Below are 19,684 nucleotides of genomic sequence, written 5' to 3'. Positions count from 1 at the left end.
CTCCACTCGATGTCGCAGGTGAGCGCGTCGAGAGCGGAGGACTGGGTGGTTTTTCGTGGTGTGGGCAGGGCCGTCGCGACGATCGCGGCGGCGGTGATGGCCTTCGGGGGGCTCGTCGACCCCGGCGAGAGCGCGGCGGCCCCGCCGCCCTTGCGGACCTGTGCGGTGGGCGCGGGGCAGGACCTCGAGACGGCGACGCCCGAGGAGGTCGGCTTCGACGCCGCCGCCCTGCGGGCCGCGGTCGCCTTCGCCTCGGACCCGACCCGGCGCACCGTGCGGGTGGTGCGCAACAACTGTCTGATCGCCAGCGGTCCGCGCAGCGCGGAGACCGGCGGCCAGGCGTGGAACATGTGGAGCGTCACCAAGAGCGTGGTGTCGTTGGTGACCGGACTGGCCGTCGACCGCGGTCACCTGGCGCTCGACGATCCGATCGGCCACTACCTGCCCGAGGGACTCGGCGACGACGCACACCGCGCGATCACCGTCCGCAGTCTGCTGACCGAGACCTCCGGGATGAAGGTGGCGGTCGCCTCGGAGGGCGTCACCGGGTTGGTCGGCCTCGACCCGAACGTGGTGGCGCAGGCGCTGGCCATGCCGATCGAACATCCGCAGGGCACCGTCTGGCGCTACAGTCAGCGCGCCGTCGACCTGCTCGCCTACGTCGTCCAACGCGCGATCGGCGAGGATCTGCAACAGTTCGCGCAGCGGGAACTGTTCTCCCCGTTGGGGATCGACGCCGACCACTACCACTGGGCGCGCGACCGCAGCGGCAACACCTACGGGTACGCCCACCTGCTGCTGCCGCCCGACGATTTCGTCAAACTCGGCTTGCTCGTGCTCAACCGCGGCGCATGGGGCGAGCGGCAGGTCCTGTCCGCCGACTACCTGGCCCGCGCGACCGAACCCACCGCCGCCAACCCGTGCTACGGATTCCTGTTCGTGGTCAACGGTCCCGGTTGCGCGGCGCTGTTCCCCGGACTGCCCGCCGACGCGGTGCAGATGTCGGGGATGCTGCGGCAGGACAATTTCATCGTCCCGAGTCTGGGGCTGCTGGTCAGCTGGACCGGGGTGACGGTGCCCGGCGGTTCGGTGTCCTTCCCGCACGACATGCTGCGCGCCACCGCGGCCGCCTTCCGCGACCCGACGCTGGCCGATCCCGGCCCCTACGTCCGCCAACCCGATGTCGCCCTCGCCGATCCGATGATCTCGGATCCGACGGCCGCGCTGGCCGCGTTCGGGATCGGGCCCGACGCCTATCCGGGGTGCGGGCCGGTGAGCTGCCTCGGTCAGCCGCTGGGCAGGCCGGTGGCCGACTGGCCGCCGGGCTGCTTCGTACTCGGCTGCGTCGGCGACGATCCGCGCACACCCGGGATTCGTTGACCCTCAGGGGATTCGGGCCACACCCGCGAGCATCGACACCGCTTCGGCGCGCGGATGCGGACGCCAGGAATCCGGTCGCCAGTGGATGACGGAGGTGATCGCGGGCGGCACCAGGTCCAGTCCGTCGAAGAACGCGGTGAACTCGGCGGTCGAGCGCAGCCGGAACGGGACGCCGCTGCGCAGGTTCGCGGCGTCGCTCTCGGCCAGGTCCTCGGCGGTCAGGAAATCGTTGGTGCCGTGCGAGAGCACCACGTAGCTGCCGCTGGGTAGCGCCTCGTAGAGGGTGCGCACCAGTCGGTACGCCTCGTCGTTGTCGGTGATGAAGTGCAGGACCGCGACCAGCATCAGGGCGACGGGCTTGCTCAGGTCCAGCACTTCGTGCAGTTCGGGGGCGTCGAGGATCTGGCGGGGTTCGCGCAGGTCGGCGTCGACGTAGGCGGTGGCGCCCTCGGGGGAGCTGTCGAGCAGTTCGCGGCCGTGCAGCAGCACGATCGGATCGTTGTCGACGTAGACGATGCGCGATTCCGGCGCGATGTCCTGGGCGATCTCGTGCACGTTGCCCGCCGTGGGCAGTCCGGCGCCGATGTCGAGATATTGCCGTACGCCCATTTCCGTCGACAGGAACGTCACCGCTCGCCGCAGGAAACTGCGATTCTCCACCGCGGCCAGGCGCACCGTGGGAAATCCCTCGGCGACGGCGTCGGCGGACTCCCGGTCAGCGGGGTAATTGTCCTTGCCGCCGAGCCAATAGTCGTAGCGGCGCGCGGGATGCGGTTTCGAGATGTCGAAACGCTCCCGTGCTGATTCCGAGTTCACCACGCCCTCAATTCTTCTCGACTAATGTCGTCGTGTCAGCCCGACTCGTGTTCCACGGAAGGCCGTATCGTGCCGTTGCAGTACAGCCCCTATGATTTCGATGTCCACCGCGATCCGTACCCGTACTATGCCAGGCTGCGCGAACAGGCCCCGGTGTTCCGTAACGAAACCGATGATTTCTGGGCACTGAGCCGCCACGCCGACATCCTCGCGGCCCTGCGCGACTCCACCCGCTTCTCCAGCGCCAACGGTCTACGCATGGAACCGGCGTTCTGGGGCCCGCAGGCCGAGCAGATGTTCTCCTTCGTCGCCATGGACCCGCCCAAGCACACCCGGATGCGCGGCCTGGTGGTGCGCGCGTTCACCCAGAACCGGGTGCTCGGGCTGGAACCGCGGCTGCGCACGCTGGCCAAGGAACTGTGGGCTCCGCTGGTCGAGCGCGGCAGCTTCGACCTGATGACGGAATTCGCGGGCCCGTTCCCGACCGAGGTGATCTCCGAACTGGTGGGTGTGCCGGAGGCCGACCGGGACATGCTGCGCAGGCTCGGCATGGAGATCATGTACACCGACGAGGAGTCGACCGACCTGCGGCCCGAGGCGATGCAGGCGATCGGCGCGATGGTCGGCTACTACACCGAGCTGACCATCGCCCGTGCCGAGGACCCTCGCGACGATCTGCTCTCCGGTCTGCTCGCCGCCGCCGACGGCGAGGACAAGCTCACCCCGCAGGAGATCGTCGGCGTGCTGATCCTGCTGGTGGGCGCGGGCATCGAGACGACGATGCTCACCCTCGGCAATATCTGGTACGCGGGAGCCAAGCACCCCGACCAGCGCCGTGAGGCGCTCGACGGCCGGATCGACGACTGGATCGCGGAGTCGATGCGCTGGGACTCCACCAACCAACTGCACCCGCGCACGGCCACCGAGGAATTCGAGTTGCACGGGGTGACGGTGCCCGCGGGCGCCCGCATCGCGCTGTTGACCGGATCGGCCAATCGGGACCCCGAGGTCTTCGCCGAACCCGACCGATTCGACCTGGACCGCGACACCGGGGCCTCGCTGGTGTTCGGCAGCGGTCGCCACCACTGCCTCGGATCGAACCTCGGCCTGCTGGAACTGCGGGTCGCGTTGCGCGAGATCGTCGCGTCGGTGGCCGATTACGAGATCGACGAGGAGCGGGCGGTACGCATCCACTCCTCCAACAACCGCGGCTTCGCGAGTCTGCCCACCACCGTCACCCCGCGCTGATCGGGTGGTCCCGGTCGTCGCGACCCGGGACCGGCCCGCTCAGACCGCCGGTGCGCCCGGTTGCGGCGCGCCCTGGTCGGGCAGCGGCGCCATCGCACCCTCGATCGCGCCGACCACGCCGCCGATGCCCGCGCCGATCGCCATCGCGGGGGCCGCGATCACGGCGTAGCCGATCGCCCCGCACACCACCGGGCCGATGACCAGACCGATGGGCAGGAACGGGAAACCGACGATCACGCCGGTCGCCGCGCCGATCATCGCGCTGGTCGCCGCGATCGGGCTCGACAGCGTCGACCCGACGCTCGCGCCGATCGCCGCCGCGCCGATGACGTCCTCGGCGATGCGGTCCGACCGGGCGTGGTCGACGCCCGCCGCGTCCAGGCCGTCGGAGAGTTGGTCCTCCATGCCCTGCGCGGTGTCGTTGATCTGCTGGGCGATGTCGGGCGGGACGAAATCGGGCCTACCGACCTCGATGTCGCCGACCCGGATCGTGGTGACCGGCGGCGCGGCGTTCTCGGGCGCGGGCGCGGCCGGTTCCTCGTCGACGACGAACGCGGTCCCGCCGGGTGTGGCGAACGCCGGCGCGGCCGCTATCGCAACGGCCACCGGCACCGCACCCGCCACCAGGAAGGAAGCGGTGCGCCGTGGGCTGCGGCGGCGGTGCTTGCCGGACTTCGGATCGGTCATGGGATCTCATTTCCTAGGGGTAGGTGTCTACCTTTCTGATTCGGATCAGATCGCCGCTCGGATGAGCCCCGAACGCGTCGGCGTTGACCGCGCGGTGCGCGACGGGCAGGGTTGGGGCATGGGCGCCGCGGAGGTTCGGTCGGGGGTCGAGCTGACCAATCTGGATCAGTCGTTGTTCGACGGGGCGCAGGCCACCAAGCGGGATCTGCTCGACTACCTCGAGGCGGTCGCCGAACCGATGATCCGCACGCTGACCGGACGCCCGCTGTCGGTCGTGCGGGTGCGGCCGGGTCAGGAACCGTTCGTGCAGAAGAATCTGCCGAAGTACACGCCCGATTTCGTGCGGCGGGTGAACCTGTGGGCCGACACCTCGCGGCGGGAGATCTCCTACGCGCTGTGCGAGGATCTGCCGACGCTGCTGTGGTTCGGCAACCAGCGCGCGGTCGAGTACCACACCACGCTGCTGCTCGCCGACCACGACCAGGGGCCGACCCATCTGGTCCTGGACATCGATCCCCCGCCGGAGGCGGATTTCGGGCTCGCCGTGCGGGCCGCGCACCTGATCCGCGCCGCGCTGAACGCCGACGGACTCGACGGCGCGGTCAAGACCAGTGGATCCAAGGGCGTGCACATCATCGTCCCCCTCGTGCCGGGGGTGCCGATCGAGGACGCCGCCGCGGCGACCAGGGCCGTCGCCGCCCGCGCCGAACGCCTCGACCCCGCGCTCGCGACGACGGCGTTCCTCCTCGAGGACCGGCACGGCAAGGTCTTCCTCGATTCCACCCGGGCCGGCGGCGCGACGGTCGTCACCGCCTACAGCCCGCGGGTCCGGCCGGGGACGACGGTGTCGTTCCCGGTGGCATGGGCCGATCTCGATGATGTCGTGCCCGCCGATTTCACGGTCCGCAGCGCGCCGGCGCTCGTGGCGGGCGACGATCCGTGGGCCGCGTCGCTGCCCGCGCCGCAGACACTTCCGGACGATCTGGTCGCCGAGGGCCACACCATCCCGGTCGCGCGGGTACAGGCGATGCACGAGGGCAAACGGCGCGCCAAGGCCCGTCGCGGCGAGTAGACCCGCCGAGGAACCGGATTCGCGGGACACGCCGAGCGGGGAGATTGGCCCGGCCGAGCGGTGGCTCCTGGGCCATTCGCGAGCCATAATCCGTGGGGTATGCAATGTTGTTAGAGCCCAACAGCATTGAAGTGGAGCCCGGAGTCGCCCTCGGGGCGCCGGCAAAGGGGGTGCGGCGAACTCATGATGTCGTCGAACACGTCCGAACCACGGCGGGTCGTCGGAGCGCTGCGCACCGGCACCGCGGGTCGACGGCGCACGGCCGCCGCCGCGGCTCCGCTGTGGCCGGGGATGCTACCGGCATCGGGGGCGTTGCCGCCGCCGCGCACGCTGCCGCCGTTGCGCAACGGCAAGCGCCGCCGCCCGCCCCCGCGCCGCAACCGGACCCGCTCGGTGCTCGTCGGGTCGGCCGCCGTCGTCGGTTCGGTGGCCGCGGTCGCGGTGGTCCTGGTCTACACCTCGGTCAGCACCGCGCCGCGCCAGGCCGCGACCGCCGCCGATCCGATCCTGGGCGGCGGTCCCGGCTGCGAACCGACCCGCACCGAACAAGTGGTGCGCGGCAACGGGGTCGGCTCCAACGCCAACGGGCCCGAGGTCATCCTGGCCTTCCAGCACGCCTATTACGTCAGCCGGTCGGGGGAGCGGGCGCGCATGCTCACCACCCCGGACGCGGGGCTGCCCACGGCCGAGGTGATCGGCGCGGGCGCGGCCTCGGTGCCGCCGGGCACCCAGCACTGCGTGCTGATCACGCCGTTGGCCGACGGCCGGTTCGACGTGGTGATCACCGAATCGCGCCCCGATTCGGTGGTGCGGACCTACCGGCAGTTCGTCACCGTGGCCGCCGCGGGCGACGGCACGGTCGCCATCACCAGGATCACCGCGCCCTCCTGAGCGGTCAGGGGGTCGCGGTGCGGGCGTTCGGGTCGAATCCGCCGGGGATCTCGTAGACCTGCCCGGTGAACGTCGCGCCGAACAACCGGCCCGCCGAGAAACCGGTGTCGCCGCGCCCGTAGGTGAGCACGCTGGTCGCCGGATTGCCGCCGCCGAGAACGCAATACCGCTGCGGGGCGTCGATCCGGATGATCTGCCCCGACGGGTTGAGCGGCACCACCGGCCGTTCGGCGGAGTCCAGCGTCAACCCGTCCGGTGCGCCGAGGGCGTCCGCGCCGCGCAGGTCCAGCAGTGACTGCGGGGCCGCGGGATTCGCGATCGGGATGCGGCTCACGCCCGGATCGCTGAAGGTGCGCGAGACGTAGAGGTAGGCGTCGTCGCCGCCGAGCACCGCGCCGTTCGCGCTGGGGAAGCGGGTCCAGTCGGCTTGTACCGCGCCGTTCGGGTAGACCCGGCCGACGAAACTCGCGAAGTCGTTGGTGGCGTAGGCGATTCCGTCGGCTGCGACGTCCAGTCCGTTGGCGGCGCTCAGGCCCGAGGCGTACGGGGTGAGCGCGCCGGTGTCCGGATCGACCGCGACGATGCCCGCGGCCCGCAGCGCGTCACCCTGGAAGACCCGCGGGTCCGCGCCGTAACCGACCAGCAGTCGCCCGTCCGGTGTCCAGGCCAGCCCGCCGGCCCCGCCGCTGGGCACCGTGGCCACCACGACCGGCGTGGCACCCGGCGCGTCGATGCGGTAGACGCGGCCCGCGGTCAGGTCGGTGGTGAAGGCGCGTCCGCGCGCGTCGACCGTGAGCCCCTCGAGCGCGCCGGGGATCGCGGCGGCGGGAATCGTCGGCTGTCCGGCGCCGGGACAGGTGTCGGCGGCGTGCGCGCGCGGCGCGGCCAGGGCCGACAGCGCGGCCAGGACACAACTCCCCAGGATGATCGCGGTCCGTTTCATGGGGTCCATTCCACACCCGGGCGGGCCGCGGCGGTGCGTTTCCGGGCGGATGCGACCCGGTTCCGCGACCCGATCGAAATTTTTCGGAATTCGGGGGTGTCGATGGTGTGCGCCCGGGTATCCGGGCGTCGCCGAACCGAGATGGAGCGAGGGATTTCGGATGAGCAGGACGACGACAGGTGCGGACGACACGTCACGGGACGTGTTCGGGACCGCCAGCTACGACAACATCGAACCGTGGTTCGAGAAGTTGGCCGCACTCGCCGCCGACGACCCGCACCGGGCGAGCGTGCGCACCCAGATCGTGGAGCGCTGCCTGCCGCTCGCCGAGCACATCGCCCGCAAGTTCTCCGGGCGCGGTGAGGATTTCGACGACCTGCTCCAGGTCGCGCGGCTGGGCTTGGTGCAGGCCGTCGACCGCTTCGACGTCGAACGCGGCGCGTCGTTCCTGTCCTTCGCGGTGCCGACGATCATGGGCTCGGTGCGTCGCCACTTCCGCGACGGGACCTGGGCCTTACGCGTGCCCCGGCGAGCCAAAGAGGTCCAAGCGCAGGTCCGCCCGGCCATCGAAGCGCTCTCGCAGAAGCTCGGGCGCATGCCCACCGCCCGCGAGATCGCCGCCGAACTCGATCTCGAGGTCGTCGAGGTCACCCAGGCGATCATGGCCGCCAACGCTTACCAGACCAATTCCCTGGACGCGACGTCGAACTCCTCCGACGAGCAGACCCGCCCGTCGATCGCCGACACCCTCGGCCGCGAGGAGCCCTCCTACCGACTGCTCGAGGACGCGCTCGCGGTGCGTCCGCTGCTGGCGGCGCTGCCCGAACGGGAACGGCAGGTCCTGGTGTGGCGGTTCTTCGAGAACCGGACCCAAGCCCAGATCGCCGACCGCCTCGGGGTGTCGCAGATGCAGGTCTCGCGCATCCTGACCAGGACCCTCAAGAAGCTGCGCGAACAGGCGCTGGCCGAGCCCGCCGCGAGTCGGGTCGCCTGACCTGCGGACGCCGCGCGGCACGGCCGTTCGGAGCCGATGCGCGGCGCGCACCGCGTAACGTGACAGCCGATCAGACGCGAGACCCCCACCCTCGTCAGGAGTCGAGTTCGACGTGCTTCCGCTGCCGATCTGCCCCGTGTCCCGTTCGTCCCGCGGCCCGTTCGAGCCGCGCGGATGACCGAGGAACCGGACGATCCGATCGTCCGCCTCGACCATGGGGCCGGGCCCGCCTGTGGAAACGGTCGCTCCGGTGAGGTCGCCGAGCACACGCGGGTCCTGGTCGACCAGCTGACCGCGATCTCCACCGGCGATCGGGATGCCTTCACCGACTTCTACCGCGCCACCAGCCACCGCGTGTTCGGGCTCGCGGTGCGCATCCTGCGCGCGCACGCCACCGCCGAGGAGATCACCCAGGAGGTCTACCTCCAGGTGTGGACGCTCTCGGATCGCTACGACCCGGCGCTGTCGAGCCCGATGGGTTGGCTGATGACGCTCACCCACCGCCGCGCGGTCGACCGGGTGCGCCGCGAACAGGCCGCGGGCAGCCGCGACCTGGCCTACGGGCACAAACATCTGGGCCGCGACCACGACGTGGTCGCCGAGGCCGTCGACCAACGGGCCGAGACCCAGGCGGTGCTGGACTGCCTCGGCACGCTGACCGAGCGTCAGCGCGAGGCGGTCGCCCTGGCCTATTACAGTGGGCGTACCTATCCTGAGGTGGCCGACCACCTGTCGATCCCGTTGCCCACGGTCAAGAGCCGGATCAGGGACGGGCTCAAACGGTTGGCGGGCTGTTTGTCGGGAGGTGGCATCGAATGACCAGCGGAGATCTGCGAGACCTCCCGGACATGGCTTTTCCGTACGCGCTGGACGCGCTGGACGATCTGGAACGCCGCGCGGTGGAGAACTCGCTGCGCGCGGCGGACGCGGACACCGCCGCCGAATTCACCTCGACCGTGCGCGCCCTGCGCGAGACCTTGGCCGCGATGACCGTGGTCGACGCGGTGCCCCCGCCCGCGGACCTGGAGGCGGCGGTGCTGCGGACGGTCGCCGAGCATCCGCGCACCCGGACCGGCACCGAACCGCTGCCCGCCCGCCCCGCCCCGCGTGCGGGCCGCGGCCGATGGCTGGTGGCGGCCGCCGCGGCGGCGGTGGTCGTCGCGGTCGGCGCGACGGTCGCGGTGGTGGCGAACCGCACCGAGGAACGCGATGACACCGTCACCGCCGAGATCGTCCTCGAGCAACCGGACACCCGCAGTCGGACCGTGCCCGTCGCGACCGGCGGAACGCTGACCGTCTACACCTCCGAGCGCTTGGCCGCGGCGGGCGTGACGTTCGACGAGGTCGCCGACCCCGGCCCGGGACGCGCCTATCAGCTGTGGCTGATCCCGCCGGACGGCACGCCGCGCTCGGCGGGTGTGCTGGATACGGTGGCCACCGGTGCGCCCGCCTTGGTGACCGCCTACCAACCCACCGACACCCTGGCGCTCACCCTCGAACCGGCGGGCGGATCGCCGCAGCCGACCACCGACCCGCTCGCCGCGGTGGCCCCGGCCTGAGCCGGGGCGCGACGAATCCGGTTCAGGCCGAAGCGGTTCGGCCCAGGCGGACCACGGCAGTGGCGCGGCCGAAGATCTTCTTGCCGTCGTGGGTGGCGGTCAGCGCGATGGTCGCGGTGCCCGCTTCGCGGTCGACGGATTTGACCCGGCCCTGGAACTCGACGTTGCTGCGGTCGTCCATGCCGACGTACACGGGGCTGGTCATCCGCACCGAATACCGCACCAGCGCACCGGGATCGTCGAGCCAGTTGGTGACGTAGCCCGCGCCCAGCGCCATCGTCAGCATGCCGTGCGCGACCACGCCGTGTTCCAGACCGACGAGTCGCGCCGTCTCGGAATGGAAGTGGATCGGGTTCGGGTCACCGGAGACCCCCGCGTAGTTCACCAGATCGCCCAGGGTCAGGCGGACCGTGTCGCCGGGCAGATCCTCGCCCGCCGCGACCGAGTCGACGGTCCGTCCGCGCGGCCCGGCCGGCCCCGGATCGGGGATCGGCAGCGGCGCGCTCCACCGCTCGATCTCCACCGGCGGCGTGAAATCCTGGCGGCCGATCGTGGCGACCCGGTCCAGGATCGAGGTGTCCTCGGCCTCGGCGTCGGCGCGCGAGATCACCGAGGTGTGCGCGGTGAGCACCACCTCGTCGTGCTGGTTGGTGATCAGGTTCTCGATGACGATCATGTCGCCGCCGAAGGCCCGCCGGAACGAGTGCAGCGAGATGTTGCTGGTGAGTTCGTCGCCGACCAGGATCGGCCGGTGGTAGTTCATCACCTGGTCGGTCTGCACCGTCGTGGTCAGGTTCAGGCCGACGAGCAGATCCGTCATGGCCTGCTGGACACCGCCCATCAGCAGGCAGGTGAAGGTGGGCGGGGCGAGCAGGGCCGGGTAGCCGTAGGCGGCGGCGGTGTCCTCGTCCCAGTGGGTCGGATGGAAGTTCTGCACCGCGCGGGCGTATTCCCTGACCTTCTCGCGGCCGACCCGGTACGGCGCGAGAATGCGGAAGCGCTGTCCGACGAGGGCGTGGATGTGGGCGACCGGGTCGGCATCGCCACGCAGTGACTCGAGGACCTCCAAAGCGCGCTCCTTCTCAGTGATCTTCGATGAATCGGTAACGCCGTCTCGCGGCCCGCCCCGGGCGTCGCGGGCGGCGGTAACAGCACGGGCGAGTACGGCCACGTACCGTTCGGACGATACCCGCTGTCCGCGCGACCCGCCCGGTCGAGGGCGTGGCGCCGATCAGGAGTCGGTGCGTCGCTTCGCCTGTGCTGCGCGCTCGCCGATCTCCTCGCCGACCATCGTGCGCACCGCGTCGCGCAGGCCGTGCGGTGCTGTGCCGGGCCGTTTGCCCGCACCGGGATCGACACGCAATTCCTTGACCAGCGCCCAGCACAGCGCCACCATCACCAGCACGAACGGCAGGGCGACCAGGATCGTCGCGGTCTGCAACGAGTCCAGGCCGCCCGCGACCAGCAGCACCGCCGCGACCGCGCCCATCGAGACGCCCCAGGTGACCACCAGCCACGACGGCGGGTGCAGCGATCCGCCGCTGGTCAGCGAGCCCATCACCAGGGACGCCGAATCCGCGCTGGTGATGAAGTACAGCATGATCAGCACCACCGAGATCAGCGAGGTGAGCGCGCCGAGCGGGAGGGCGTCGAGCATGCCGAACAGCGCGGCTTCCGCGTCGGCGGCGTCGGCGGTCAGATCGGCGGCGCCGGTGGCGCTGACCCGGATCGCGCTGCCGCCCATGACACAGAACCACAGCACCGTGACACCGCTGGGCACCAGCAGCACGCCGATCAGGAACTCGCGGACGGTGCGGCCCTTGGAGATCCGCGCGATGAAGGTGCCGACGAACGGCGCCCACGACATCCACCACGCCCAGTAGAAGATGGTCCACCGGCCCATCCAGTCCGGGTCGGCGTTGGCGGCGGTCCTGGTCGACATGGGCAGCAGAGTGAACAGGTAGTCCCCGATCGCGGCGGGGATGGTGTCCAGGACGTGCACGGTCGGGCCGAGCACGAAGACGAACACCATGAGCAGTGCGGCCAGCACCACGTTCACCGTGGACAGCCATTTCACGCCGCGGTGCAGACCGGAGAACGCCGAGGCCACGAACGCGGCCCCGAGCGCCCCGATGACGATCAACTGCACGGTGACGCTGTCGGGGGTGCCGAAGGTCAGGTTCAGTCCTTTCGACACCTGCAACGCGCCCAGTCCGAGGCTGGTCGCGGTGCCGAAGACGGTGGCGAACACGGCGAGCAGATCGATCGCCTTGCCGGGCCATCCCGCCGCCCCGCGTTCGCCGAGCAGCGGCACGAAGGCCGCGGAGAGTCGGTTGCCGCGGCCTTTGCGGAAACCCGCGTAGGCCAACGCGAGTCCGACCACGCCGTAGATCGCCCACGGCATGAACGTCCAGTGGAACAGCGAGAACTGCAACGCGGTGTTGGCGGCGGCCGCGGACCGCGGTGCGACGCCCGTCGAGGGCGGCGGGTCGACGTAGTGTTGCAGCGGTTCGCCGACCCCGTAGAACATCAGGCCGATTCCCATGCCCGCGCTGAACATCATGGCGATCCAGGCGAGGTTGCCGAATTCCGGTTCGGCGTCGTCGGCGCCCAAGCGGATGCGGCCGAAGCGGCTGACCGCGATCAGTACGCACAGCACCAGGAACAGGTCGGCGGCGACCACGAACAACCAGTCGAAATTGCCGATCACCCAGCGCAACGCGGCGTCGGAGGCGGATTCGAAGCCGTCCGAGCCGAGAGCGGCCCAGCCCACCAGGCCCGCCACGCTGAGCACCCCGATCGCGATGAGCGGCAGGTCGGGCGCGGGCTTCGTCTCGTGCTCGTCGGTAGCCATCGGACCCACTATCGGCGCGCGGTCGCCGATCACCGAGCGGACACGCGGTGACTGTCCCGCCTACACCCCGTAGCCGCCGTCGACGTCGAGTTTCTGGCCGGTGATGTAGCCGGCGCGGTCGCTGGCCAGGAAACAGACGGCCTCGGCGATGTCGGCGGCGTCGCCGAAGCGGCGCAGGGCGATGTTGCCGCGCGCCGTGTCCAGGGCGCGTTCGTCGAGGTCGCCGTTGCCGATCAACCGTTCGGCCATCCCCGCGGTGGTCATGCCCGGACCCACGCAGTTGGCCCGCACGCCGAAGCGGCCCTCCTCGGCGGCGATGCCGCGGATCAGGGTCTCCACGGCGGCCTTGGGCGCGGCCGAGAGTCCGTCGCGCACCGCGAATCTGGTGGTGGCGGCGGTGGTCACGGCCACCACCGACCCGTGCGTGGCGCGCAGATAGGGCAGTGCCGCGTGCACGGCGGCGAAGAATCCGGCGGTGTCGACGCGCAGTTGCCGATCCAGGTCGGCCGGGGCGACGCGGCTCAGGTGCACCATCGGCACGTGCGGTCCGGCCGCGTAGACCAGGGTGTGCAGGCCGCCGAGCGCGGCGGCGGCCTCGGCGACCACCTCGGCGGTCCGTTCGGCGTCGGTGAGGTCGAGTCGCCAGGCGCGCGCGGTGCGGCCCGCGGTCTCGGCGGCGGCGCGCAGCGGGTCGAGCGGGGCAGGGTCGCGGTGGTAGGTCAGGGCGAGGTCGCTGCCGCGTTCGAGGAGCAGCCCGGCCACGGCTCGACCGAGACCGCCGCTGGCCCCGAGGACCAGCGCCGCGCCGCCGCGGCGCCCGAAGTCGTCCATCGCCCACCTCCGCTCGACCTGTCTCCCGACCATACCAAGCAATTGCTTGGTCGATTGTGTGCGGTGTCCGGGCGCGCGACGGATTCGCCTATCGTTGATCTCGACCATCCGGCGACGGCCAGGAAAGGCAGGTGCCATGCGCGCCATCGCGTTCTCCGCCTACGGCGGCCCCGAGGTGCTCGAACCGATCGACGTGCCGACCCCGGAACCCGCGGGCGCGGAGATCCGCGTCGCGGTGCGGGCGGCGGGCGTCAACCCGGCGGATTGGAAGATCCGTTCCGGCGCACTGGTTTTCGGTGAACCGCGGTTCCCGCAGTATCCCGGCAGCGAGATCGCGGGCGTCGTGGACGCGCTCGGCCCGGAAGCCACCGGATTCGCCGTCGGCGACGAGGTGTTCGGGTGGGTGCGCTCCGGCGGGTACGCCGAATACACGCTCGGCGTCGCCCTGGCTCGCAAACCGGAGAAGCTGAGCTGGGCCGACGCGGCGGCGCTGCCCGTCGCGGTGAGCACCGCCGCCCGCGTCCTCGAGATGCTCGACCTCGGCGCGGGGCAGACGCTGCTGGTCACCGGCGCCTCCGGGGCGGTCGGCTCGATGGCCGTCCAACTGGCCGCCGCCGACGGGGTGCGGGTCGTGGGCACCGCCTCGCCGGCCAATCAGGACCTGGTCGCCGAATTGGGCGCGCTGCCCACCACTTACGGCCCCGGCCTCGCCGACCGGGTCCGGGCACTGGTCCCCGGGGTCGACGCGGTGTTCGACGCGGCAGGCCGCGGAGCGCTGCCCGACGCGATCGACCTGCGCGGCGGGGTGGACCGTATCGTCACCATCGCCGATCCGGCCGCCGCCGAACTCGGCGTCACCTTCTCCAGCACCGGCGCGGGCCCGCGCCCGGTCGCGCTCGCCGAACAGGTCGCCGCGCGGGTGGCGGCGGGCGAATTCCGGTTGCCCGGTCCCGCACGGGTTTTCGCGCTGGCCGACGCGGCCGACGCGCAGCGGGAGATGGAGCACGGACGCGGACCGGGCAAGGTCGTTCTCGAGCCCTGACCACCGTCACGGCGGACGGCGCTCCGCCGCGTCGCACCGCCGAACGGCCCGCACTCGAACGGCCCGCGCGCGTCGAAACGCGTGCGGGCCGTTCGAGTTTCGGCTCAGCGAGCGGGGCCGGCGAGCGCGATCTTCGCCGCGCGACCGCGCCGCTCGGCCGCCGTGACGGCCTCGGCCACCGAGTCCAGCGGGTAGACCTCCTCGACATCGAGGGTCAATGTGCCGTCCGCGGCGAGGGTGACCAGTTCGCGGATCAGCCGTCCGAGGTCGGCGGGGGAGGTGTTCTCGGCGCGCCGCGAACCCCAGAAGCCCTTGACCACGGCCTGTTTGAAGATCAGCGGGCCGGGGTTGAGGGTGATCGGCTTGCCGGACAGCGCGCCGAAGGAGATCAACTCGCCGCCGGGAGCCAACAGCGACAGCAGGTGGTCGGCCGCGGGGCCGCCGATCTGGTCGACGGCGCGCGCGATCGGCGCGTCCTCGGCGTCGCGACGGGCTTGGTCGAGCCAGCCCTCGGCCTCTGTGTCGTAGACGGTCTTCGCGCCGAAGGCGGTCAGCGCCTCGACCGAGGCCGGGCCGCGCACCAGGTTGACCACGTGCACGCCGCGCTGCGGGGCGAGCACGTTCAGCAGTCGCCCGATCGCGCCGTTGGCCGCGTTGACCACGATGCGGTCACCGGCTTCCAGGCGTAGGTCCTCGAGCAGCATCAGCGCGCTCAACGGCATGGCGAGCAGTTGGGCGGCGGTCTCGTCGGTGACCTCCTCCGGCAGCGGCACGACCTTGTCGGCGCGCGCCAGGAACCGGTCGGCCCACGCCTCGTGGATGCCGGACACGCTGACCCGCTGACCGATCGTCACGGCGGTGACGTCCGGGCCGAGCGCCACGACCCGGCCGACCGCCTCGGTGCCGGGGATCGCGGGCAGCGGCGGGCGGTAACCGTAGACGCCGCGCACGGTCGCCAGGTCGTGGTTGTGGATCGGGGCGAGGATCAGTTCGAGCAGGACCTCGCCCGCGCCGGGTTCGGGCGCGGGCCGTTCGGCGGCGGCGAGCACGTCCTTCGGTTCGCCGAAGGATTCCATCGTGACCGCGCGCATGCTCAGTCCTCCGCGACGACGACGTCGACGGCGATGTTGCCGCGGGTGGCGTTGGAGTAGGGGCAGACCTCGTGGGCCTTGTCGGCCAGCGACTGGGCCTGTTCGCGGGACAGGTGCGGCAGCGTGACCTCGAGGGTCACGGTGAGCTCGAAGCCGCCTTGGTCGTTGGACCCGAGGCCGACTTTGGCGCCGACGGCGGAGTCGCTGATGTCGGCGTCGGCGGATTTGCCGACCAGGCGCAGCGCGGAGTGGAAGCAGGCGGCGTAGCCGGCCGCGAAGAGTTGTTCGGGGTTGGTGCCTTCACCGCTGCCGCCGAGTTCCTTCGGGGCGGCCAGGTCCACGTCGACGCGGCCGTCGGTGGTGCGGGCGTGTCCGTTGCGGCCGTCACCGGTGGCGAGGGCCTCGGCGGTGTAGAGGACGTTCATCTCCGTCTCCTTCGACTGTGCTGCTTTCGCTGTCGGAGCCAACGGTAGTCAGCAATTAAATTGTGCACAATGAATCTTCGAGTGGTCTACCTCACACCAATTTCGCGAAAACGCCCAGAACGACGAGACAGCGGACGTATGTTTGTTCCATTCCCCTGGTAGACGGGATGGGAGTTGGCAATGGCGCACGATGGCATGCTCGCGCGCGCGGTCACCTCCGCGGGCGCACCGGCTCCCGCGGGCACCGCGGAGCGCATCCTCGACGCGGCCCTCACCCAGTTCGAGACCGTCGGCATCAAACGCACCACCGTCGAGGACATCACCCGCCGTTCCCGGCTGGCGCGCGTCACCCTCTACCGGTACTTCCAGGGCAAGGACGACATCGTCGAAGCCGTCATCCTGCGCGAGATGGGCCGTTTCCTCACCGCCCTGGAAGCCGAGATGGCCCGCTTCGCGCCGATGCCCGACAAACTCGTCGAGGGCTTCGTGTTCTCCTCGGCCTACCTCGGCGCGAACGTGCTGCTGAACCGGCTGATGCAGATCGAACCCGACTCGCTGCTGCCCTATCTGACCACCGACGCGGGCGCGCTGATCGACACCGGGGCCGCGTTCCTGGCGGTCCAACTCTCCCGCGACGCGCTCGAGGATCGCACGCCCGCCCAATTGCAGGCCGTCGGCGAACTGGCGGTCCGCGTCGTGCTGTCGTTCCTGCTCACCCCGGCGCGCGGCATCGCGCTGGACGGTCCCGACCAGGCCAGGGCCTTCGCGCGCGGGCATCTGGTGCCGCTGCTGCTCGACCACACCGAATCCGCGTGTCGGGACGGTGTCCGATGATTCACCGATAGAGGAGAACTGCCATGGTGGCACTCCACACCCGCAAGTCCCGGTTCCCCGAGAACGGAACACTGGTCGAGATGCCGAACGGCCTGCTCGACCGTGCCGTGCGGCATCTACCGCAGCGACGCGGCATCCTCGCCCCGCCACCGCCCGGCAGCGGGCTGGCCGCGGTGCCCGGCGGACGCGGACTGCCCTGGATCGGCGACTCCATCCAGGCGCTGCACTACGGCTCGGCCTACACCCTCGACGTGGTCCAGCGGTTCGGCAAGATGGCCTACAGCCGCAGCTTCGGCCGCAACATGGTGCTGGCCGCGGGCGGCGAGGCGATCGACTCGATCCTGTCCAACCGCGACCGCGCCTTCGTCACCGGGCAGAAGGACCTCATCGACCCGTTCTTCCACGGCGGACTGCTGCTGCTCGACTTCGACGAGCACCGCATGGACCGGCGCATCATGCAGCAGGCGTTCACCCCCGCCCGGCTGCGCAGCTACTTCGACCGCATCGCCGAACTGGTCGACCAGCGGATCGGGCGGTGGGGCGGCGCGCCGATCAAGCTGTATCCCTCGATCAAACAACTCTCGATGGACATCGCCGCCGACGTGTTCATGGGCGTGCGACTCGGGCCGGAGGCCGACCGGCTGGCCGCGGCGTTCACGGCCATGCTGCTGGCCGCCGAGTCACCGATCCGGTTCCCCGCGCCGGGCAGTCGCTGGAAGGCCGGACTGCGCGGCCGTCGTGAACTCGAGGCGTACTTCGCGAACATGCTGCCCGCCAAACGCGCCGACGAGGGCACGGACTTCTTCTCGGTGCTGTGTCACATCGAGAGCCAGGAGGGGCAGCGCTTCAGCGACGAGAAGGTCATCGACCACATGATCTTCCTGCTGCTGGCCGCCCACGACACCTCGACGACCGCCGCGACGGTGGCCTCCTACTTCCTGGGCAAGCATCCGCAGTGGCAGCGGCGGGCGCGCGAGGAATCGCTGGCCCTGGGCGCGGACCGGCTCGACTTCGCCGGGCTGGACGGCCTGACCTCGCTGGATCTGGTCATCAAGGAGTCCATGCGGATCATCGCGCCGGTGCCGTTCATCATGCGCAAAGCCGTCAAGGACACCGAGATCGCCGGGTATTACGTGCCCGCCGGGACCAATGTCATGCTCGGCGCGGTCGCCAACCACTTCCTGCCCGAGTACTGGACCGATCCGTGGAAGTTCGACCCCGATCGGTTCGGGCCCGACCGTCGCGAGGACAAGTCGCACCGATACGCGTGGATGCCCTTCGGTGCGGGCGTGCACAAGTGCATCGGCATGTACTTCGCGATGTACGAGGTCAAGGCCATGCTGCACACGATGCTGTGCCACTACGACTGGGATTTCCCGGCGGACTACGAGATGCCGTGGCAGATGAGCGCGCTGCCGTACCCGAAGGACGGGGTGCCGATCACCTTGCGCAGGCGCTGACGAGACCGGCGGTCCCCGATCAGGCCGAGACTCCGGTGACCAGGAACATGTAGCTCTTCTCCTCGACACGGCGCGCGATCCGCCACGCGCCGTCCACGCGGACGAAGGTGTCGAGGTACCACAACCCGCACAGCATGAGGGTCTGCGCGCCGTCCTGGCCGGGCGCGAGCATCGGGTTGTGGCAGATGCTGCGCGCGGTGGCGGTGTCGCCCTCGATCGTGACGGCCGAGTTGGTCACCAGGTGCTGGAAGGCCGGGAAGGTCGGCATGACCTGGGCCAGGAAGTCCTTGGTCGCGGCGAGGTCGCCCGCCGATCCGCCCATCGCCGAGTAGTCGATGTGGGCGTCGGCGGTGAACACCTCGTCGAGCAGATCCCACTGTCGGGTGTCGACGGCGTGGGAGTAGCGGACCATGAGGTCCTGGATCTCCATCCGGTCCGATATCTCTTGCAGCGACAGCACGGGGCCTCCGAGGTGTAGAGCGTCGCCGCTATGGGATCAGGGTCGGCCGCCGGCGCGCAAGGGGGTCCGCGGCGGGCCACCGCGCGCCCGCGTTCCCCCTCCGGCGGGGCCTTGAACGCGACCGGGGTCACTATTTCACCGTGATCTCCTTCACATAACGGCGGTATAACGACAGAAATGTCATTCAGTGAATCCGGCAGACGAACTGCGTCGATGGTGGATTTCTGACCGTGCGGTCAAGTCGGCGTGCTCGTTATCGGGGCGTGATCTATCGCGAATGTTCCGTTACCGTCGTTCTCAGCCCGGATAACCGAGCTTGGACTCCACACTCGAATCGCCGAACACCGTAAACCTGCCCCGCGGTTCGAGAATCCCCGACACAACCTGGGGGCAGGGACCCGGACGAAGTTCCACCGCATCGGGTCGGCAGGGCGCAGGCAGGAATATCTCGCATGTCGCATATCCGTAACATCAGCACCCGTACCCTCGGCATCGCCTCCATCGTCGGCGCGCTCGTCGCCGTCCCGTTGGGCCTGACCGCGGGTAACGCTTCCGCTTCCGGCAACAACTGGGACGCTGTCGCCCAGTGCGAGAGCGGCGGCGACTGGGGCATCAACACCGGCAACGGCTTCTCCGGTGGCCTGCAGTTCACCCCGAGCACCTGGGCGGCCTACGGCGGCTCCGGCTCGCCGGAGAACGCCAGCCGCGAGGAGCAGATCCGCGTGGCCGAGAACGTGCTGGAAGGCCAGGGCCCCGGCGCGTGGCCCGTGTGTGGCGCGTACCTCTGAGTCACGCCGCGGTCTGAGCAATAGCCAGACTTTCACTCGACGCCCACCGAACTCGTTCGGTGGGCGTCGAGTTATTTCCCGGTAATAGCTTTATACCCCCTGGAGGAATCCGGTGAACGACCTCATCGATTTCGGCTCGGCCGCCCTCGACCTGGCCAATGTCGTGACCAACATCGCGAGCAACGTGACCTACCTGTTGCAGGCCTGGCACGTCCTCTGACCCGCCGAGCCCCTCGACCCGCCGCCGCCCGCACCGCGTCCGTCCGGTGCGGGGACCGGCGGGTTTCGCGTGTCCGGGGGCGTGCGGCC

Annotated in this window: 20 protein-coding genes; 11 read left to right on the top strand and 9 right to left on the bottom strand. The window is 70.5% G+C overall.

The window, feature by feature from the left end:
- The first annotated feature begins 45 nt into the window (after positions 1 to 45).
- Positions 46 to 1,380, top strand: a complete 1,335-nt coding sequence (locus ON30_RS20115; RefSeq protein WP_040709038.1) for a serine hydrolase domain-containing protein — start codon at positions 46 to 48, stop codon at positions 1,378 to 1,380.
- 3 nt (positions 1,381 to 1,383) lie between these two features.
- On the opposite strand, the gene ON30_RS20110 is transcribed toward ON30_RS20115, so the two are convergent.
- A complete protein-coding gene (locus tag ON30_RS20110) occupies positions 1,384 to 2,199 on the bottom strand; it encodes an SAM-dependent methyltransferase (RefSeq protein ID WP_245554131.1) in 816 nt (271 codons plus the stop codon).
- Between the two features lie 66 nt (positions 2,200 to 2,265).
- Between ON30_RS20110 and ON30_RS20105 the strand changes: the two genes are divergently transcribed.
- Complete coding sequence (locus tag ON30_RS20105; protein WP_040709037.1) at positions 2,266 to 3,444, top strand: cytochrome P450; 1,179 nt, start codon at positions 2,266 to 2,268, stop codon at positions 3,442 to 3,444.
- Between the two features lie 39 nt (positions 3,445 to 3,483).
- Here ON30_RS20105 and ON30_RS20100 read toward each other — a convergent pair whose 3' ends face one another.
- On the bottom strand, positions 3,484 to 4,131 hold the full coding sequence (locus tag ON30_RS20100; protein WP_051029564.1) for a hypothetical protein: 648 nt from the start codon (positions 4,129 to 4,131) through the stop codon (positions 3,484 to 3,486).
- Between the two features lie 118 nt (positions 4,132 to 4,249).
- Here ON30_RS20100 and ON30_RS20095 point away from each other — a divergent pair, with 118 nt between their 5' ends.
- Both ON30_RS20095 and ON30_RS20090 read left to right on the top strand, forming a co-directional pair.
- Entirely contained in the window at positions 4,250 to 5,203 is a 954-nt protein-coding gene (locus tag ON30_RS20095; RefSeq protein ID WP_040709291.1) for a DNA polymerase domain-containing protein, read from the top strand.
- 183 nt (positions 5,204 to 5,386) lie between these two features.
- On the top strand, positions 5,387 to 6,094 hold the full coding sequence (locus ON30_RS20090) for a DUF8176 domain-containing protein (RefSeq protein WP_245554130.1): 708 nt from the start codon (positions 5,387 to 5,389) through the stop codon (positions 6,092 to 6,094).
- 4 nt (positions 6,095 to 6,098) lie between these two features.
- On the opposite strand, the gene ON30_RS20085 is transcribed toward ON30_RS20090, so the two are convergent.
- Positions 6,099 to 7,037 (bottom strand): SMP-30/gluconolactonase/LRE family protein, encoded by a 939-nt coding sequence (locus tag ON30_RS20085; RefSeq protein WP_040709288.1) that lies wholly within the window; start codon positions 7,035 to 7,037, stop codon positions 6,099 to 6,101.
- Positions 7,038 to 7,197: 160 nt separating this feature from the next.
- On the opposite strand from ON30_RS20085, the gene ON30_RS20080 reads away from it, so the two are divergent.
- From ON30_RS20080 to ON30_RS20070, 3 genes are all read left to right on the top strand, one after another.
- Positions 7,198 to 8,031, top strand: a complete 834-nt coding sequence (locus tag ON30_RS20080) for an RNA polymerase sigma factor SigF (protein ID WP_051029561.1) — start codon at positions 7,198 to 7,200, stop codon at positions 8,029 to 8,031.
- A gap of 174 nt (positions 8,032 to 8,205) precedes the next feature.
- Positions 8,206 to 8,850 carry an ECF RNA polymerase sigma factor SigK gene (sigK, locus tag ON30_RS20075; RefSeq protein WP_040709033.1) on the top strand — a complete coding sequence of 215 codons (645 nt, stop codon included), beginning with the start codon at positions 8,206 to 8,208 and terminating at the stop codon, positions 8,848 to 8,850.
- Positions 8,847 to 9,590 carry an anti-sigma factor gene (locus ON30_RS20070; RefSeq protein WP_083911534.1) on the top strand — a complete coding sequence of 248 codons (744 nt, stop codon included), beginning with the start codon at positions 8,847 to 8,849 and terminating at the stop codon, positions 9,588 to 9,590. Before sigK ends, ON30_RS20070 begins: the two co-directional genes overlap by 4 nt.
- A 22-nt stretch (positions 9,591 to 9,612) precedes the next feature.
- On the opposite strand, the gene ON30_RS20065 is transcribed toward ON30_RS20070, so the two are convergent.
- The 3 genes from ON30_RS20065 to ON30_RS20055 form a co-directional block, all read right to left on the bottom strand.
- Positions 9,613 to 10,659, bottom strand: a complete 1,047-nt coding sequence (locus tag ON30_RS20065) for a fused (3R)-hydroxyacyl-ACP dehydratase subunits HadA/HadB (RefSeq protein ID WP_040709032.1) — start codon at positions 10,657 to 10,659, stop codon at positions 9,613 to 9,615.
- A 162-nt stretch (positions 10,660 to 10,821) separates the two neighbouring features.
- A complete protein-coding gene (locus ON30_RS20060; RefSeq protein WP_040709031.1) occupies positions 10,822 to 12,444 on the bottom strand; it encodes a BCCT family transporter in 1,623 nt (540 codons plus the stop codon).
- Positions 12,445 to 12,504: 60 nt separating this feature from the next.
- Positions 12,505 to 13,275, bottom strand: coding sequence for an SDR family NAD(P)-dependent oxidoreductase (locus tag ON30_RS20055; protein WP_040709284.1), 771 nt, complete (start codon positions 13,273 to 13,275; stop codon positions 12,505 to 12,507).
- Between the two features lie 136 nt (positions 13,276 to 13,411).
- Here ON30_RS20055 and ON30_RS20050 point away from each other — a divergent pair, with 136 nt between their 5' ends.
- Entirely contained in the window at positions 13,412 to 14,317 is a 906-nt protein-coding gene (locus ON30_RS20050; protein ID WP_040709030.1) for an NADP-dependent oxidoreductase, read from the top strand.
- A 104-nt stretch (positions 14,318 to 14,421) separates the two neighbouring features.
- Here the strand turns inward: ON30_RS20050 and ON30_RS20045 are convergent, their stop codons facing one another.
- On the bottom strand, positions 14,422 to 15,408 hold the full coding sequence (locus tag ON30_RS20045; protein WP_040709029.1) for a zinc-binding dehydrogenase: 987 nt from the start codon (positions 15,406 to 15,408) through the stop codon (positions 14,422 to 14,424).
- 2 nt (positions 15,409 to 15,410) lie between these two features.
- Complete coding sequence (locus ON30_RS20040) at positions 15,411 to 15,833, bottom strand: organic hydroperoxide resistance protein (RefSeq protein ID WP_040709028.1); 423 nt, start codon at positions 15,831 to 15,833, stop codon at positions 15,411 to 15,413.
- 180 nt (positions 15,834 to 16,013) lie between these two features.
- Here ON30_RS20040 and ON30_RS20035 point away from each other — a divergent pair, with 180 nt between their 5' ends.
- A complete protein-coding gene (locus ON30_RS20035) occupies positions 16,014 to 16,667 on the top strand; it encodes a TetR/AcrR family transcriptional regulator (RefSeq protein WP_051029558.1) in 654 nt (217 codons plus the stop codon).
- Positions 16,668 to 16,690: 23 nt separating this feature from the next.
- Positions 16,691 to 18,127 (top strand): cytochrome P450, encoded by a 1,437-nt coding sequence (locus tag ON30_RS20030; protein ID WP_040709027.1) that lies wholly within the window; start codon positions 16,691 to 16,693, stop codon positions 18,125 to 18,127.
- Positions 18,128 to 18,146: 19 nt separating this feature from the next.
- Here the strand turns inward: ON30_RS20030 and ON30_RS20025 are convergent, their stop codons facing one another.
- Complete coding sequence (locus tag ON30_RS20025) at positions 18,147 to 18,587, bottom strand: nuclear transport factor 2 family protein (RefSeq protein WP_040709026.1); 441 nt, start codon at positions 18,585 to 18,587, stop codon at positions 18,147 to 18,149.
- A 452-nt stretch (positions 18,588 to 19,039) separates the two neighbouring features.
- Here ON30_RS20025 and ON30_RS20020 point away from each other — a divergent pair, with 452 nt between their 5' ends.
- Positions 19,040 to 19,375, top strand: a complete 336-nt coding sequence (locus ON30_RS20020) for a transglycosylase family protein (protein WP_040709025.1) — start codon at positions 19,040 to 19,042, stop codon at positions 19,373 to 19,375.
- Positions 19,376 to 19,684 lie beyond the last annotated feature (309 nt).

This window comes from Nocardia takedensis NBRC 100417 (assembly GCF_000308695.1).
Classification (GTDB): domain Bacteria; phylum Actinomycetota; class Actinomycetes; order Mycobacteriales; family Mycobacteriaceae; genus Nocardia; species Nocardia takedensis.
This window is presented reverse-complemented; position numbering and strand designations above follow the sequence as displayed.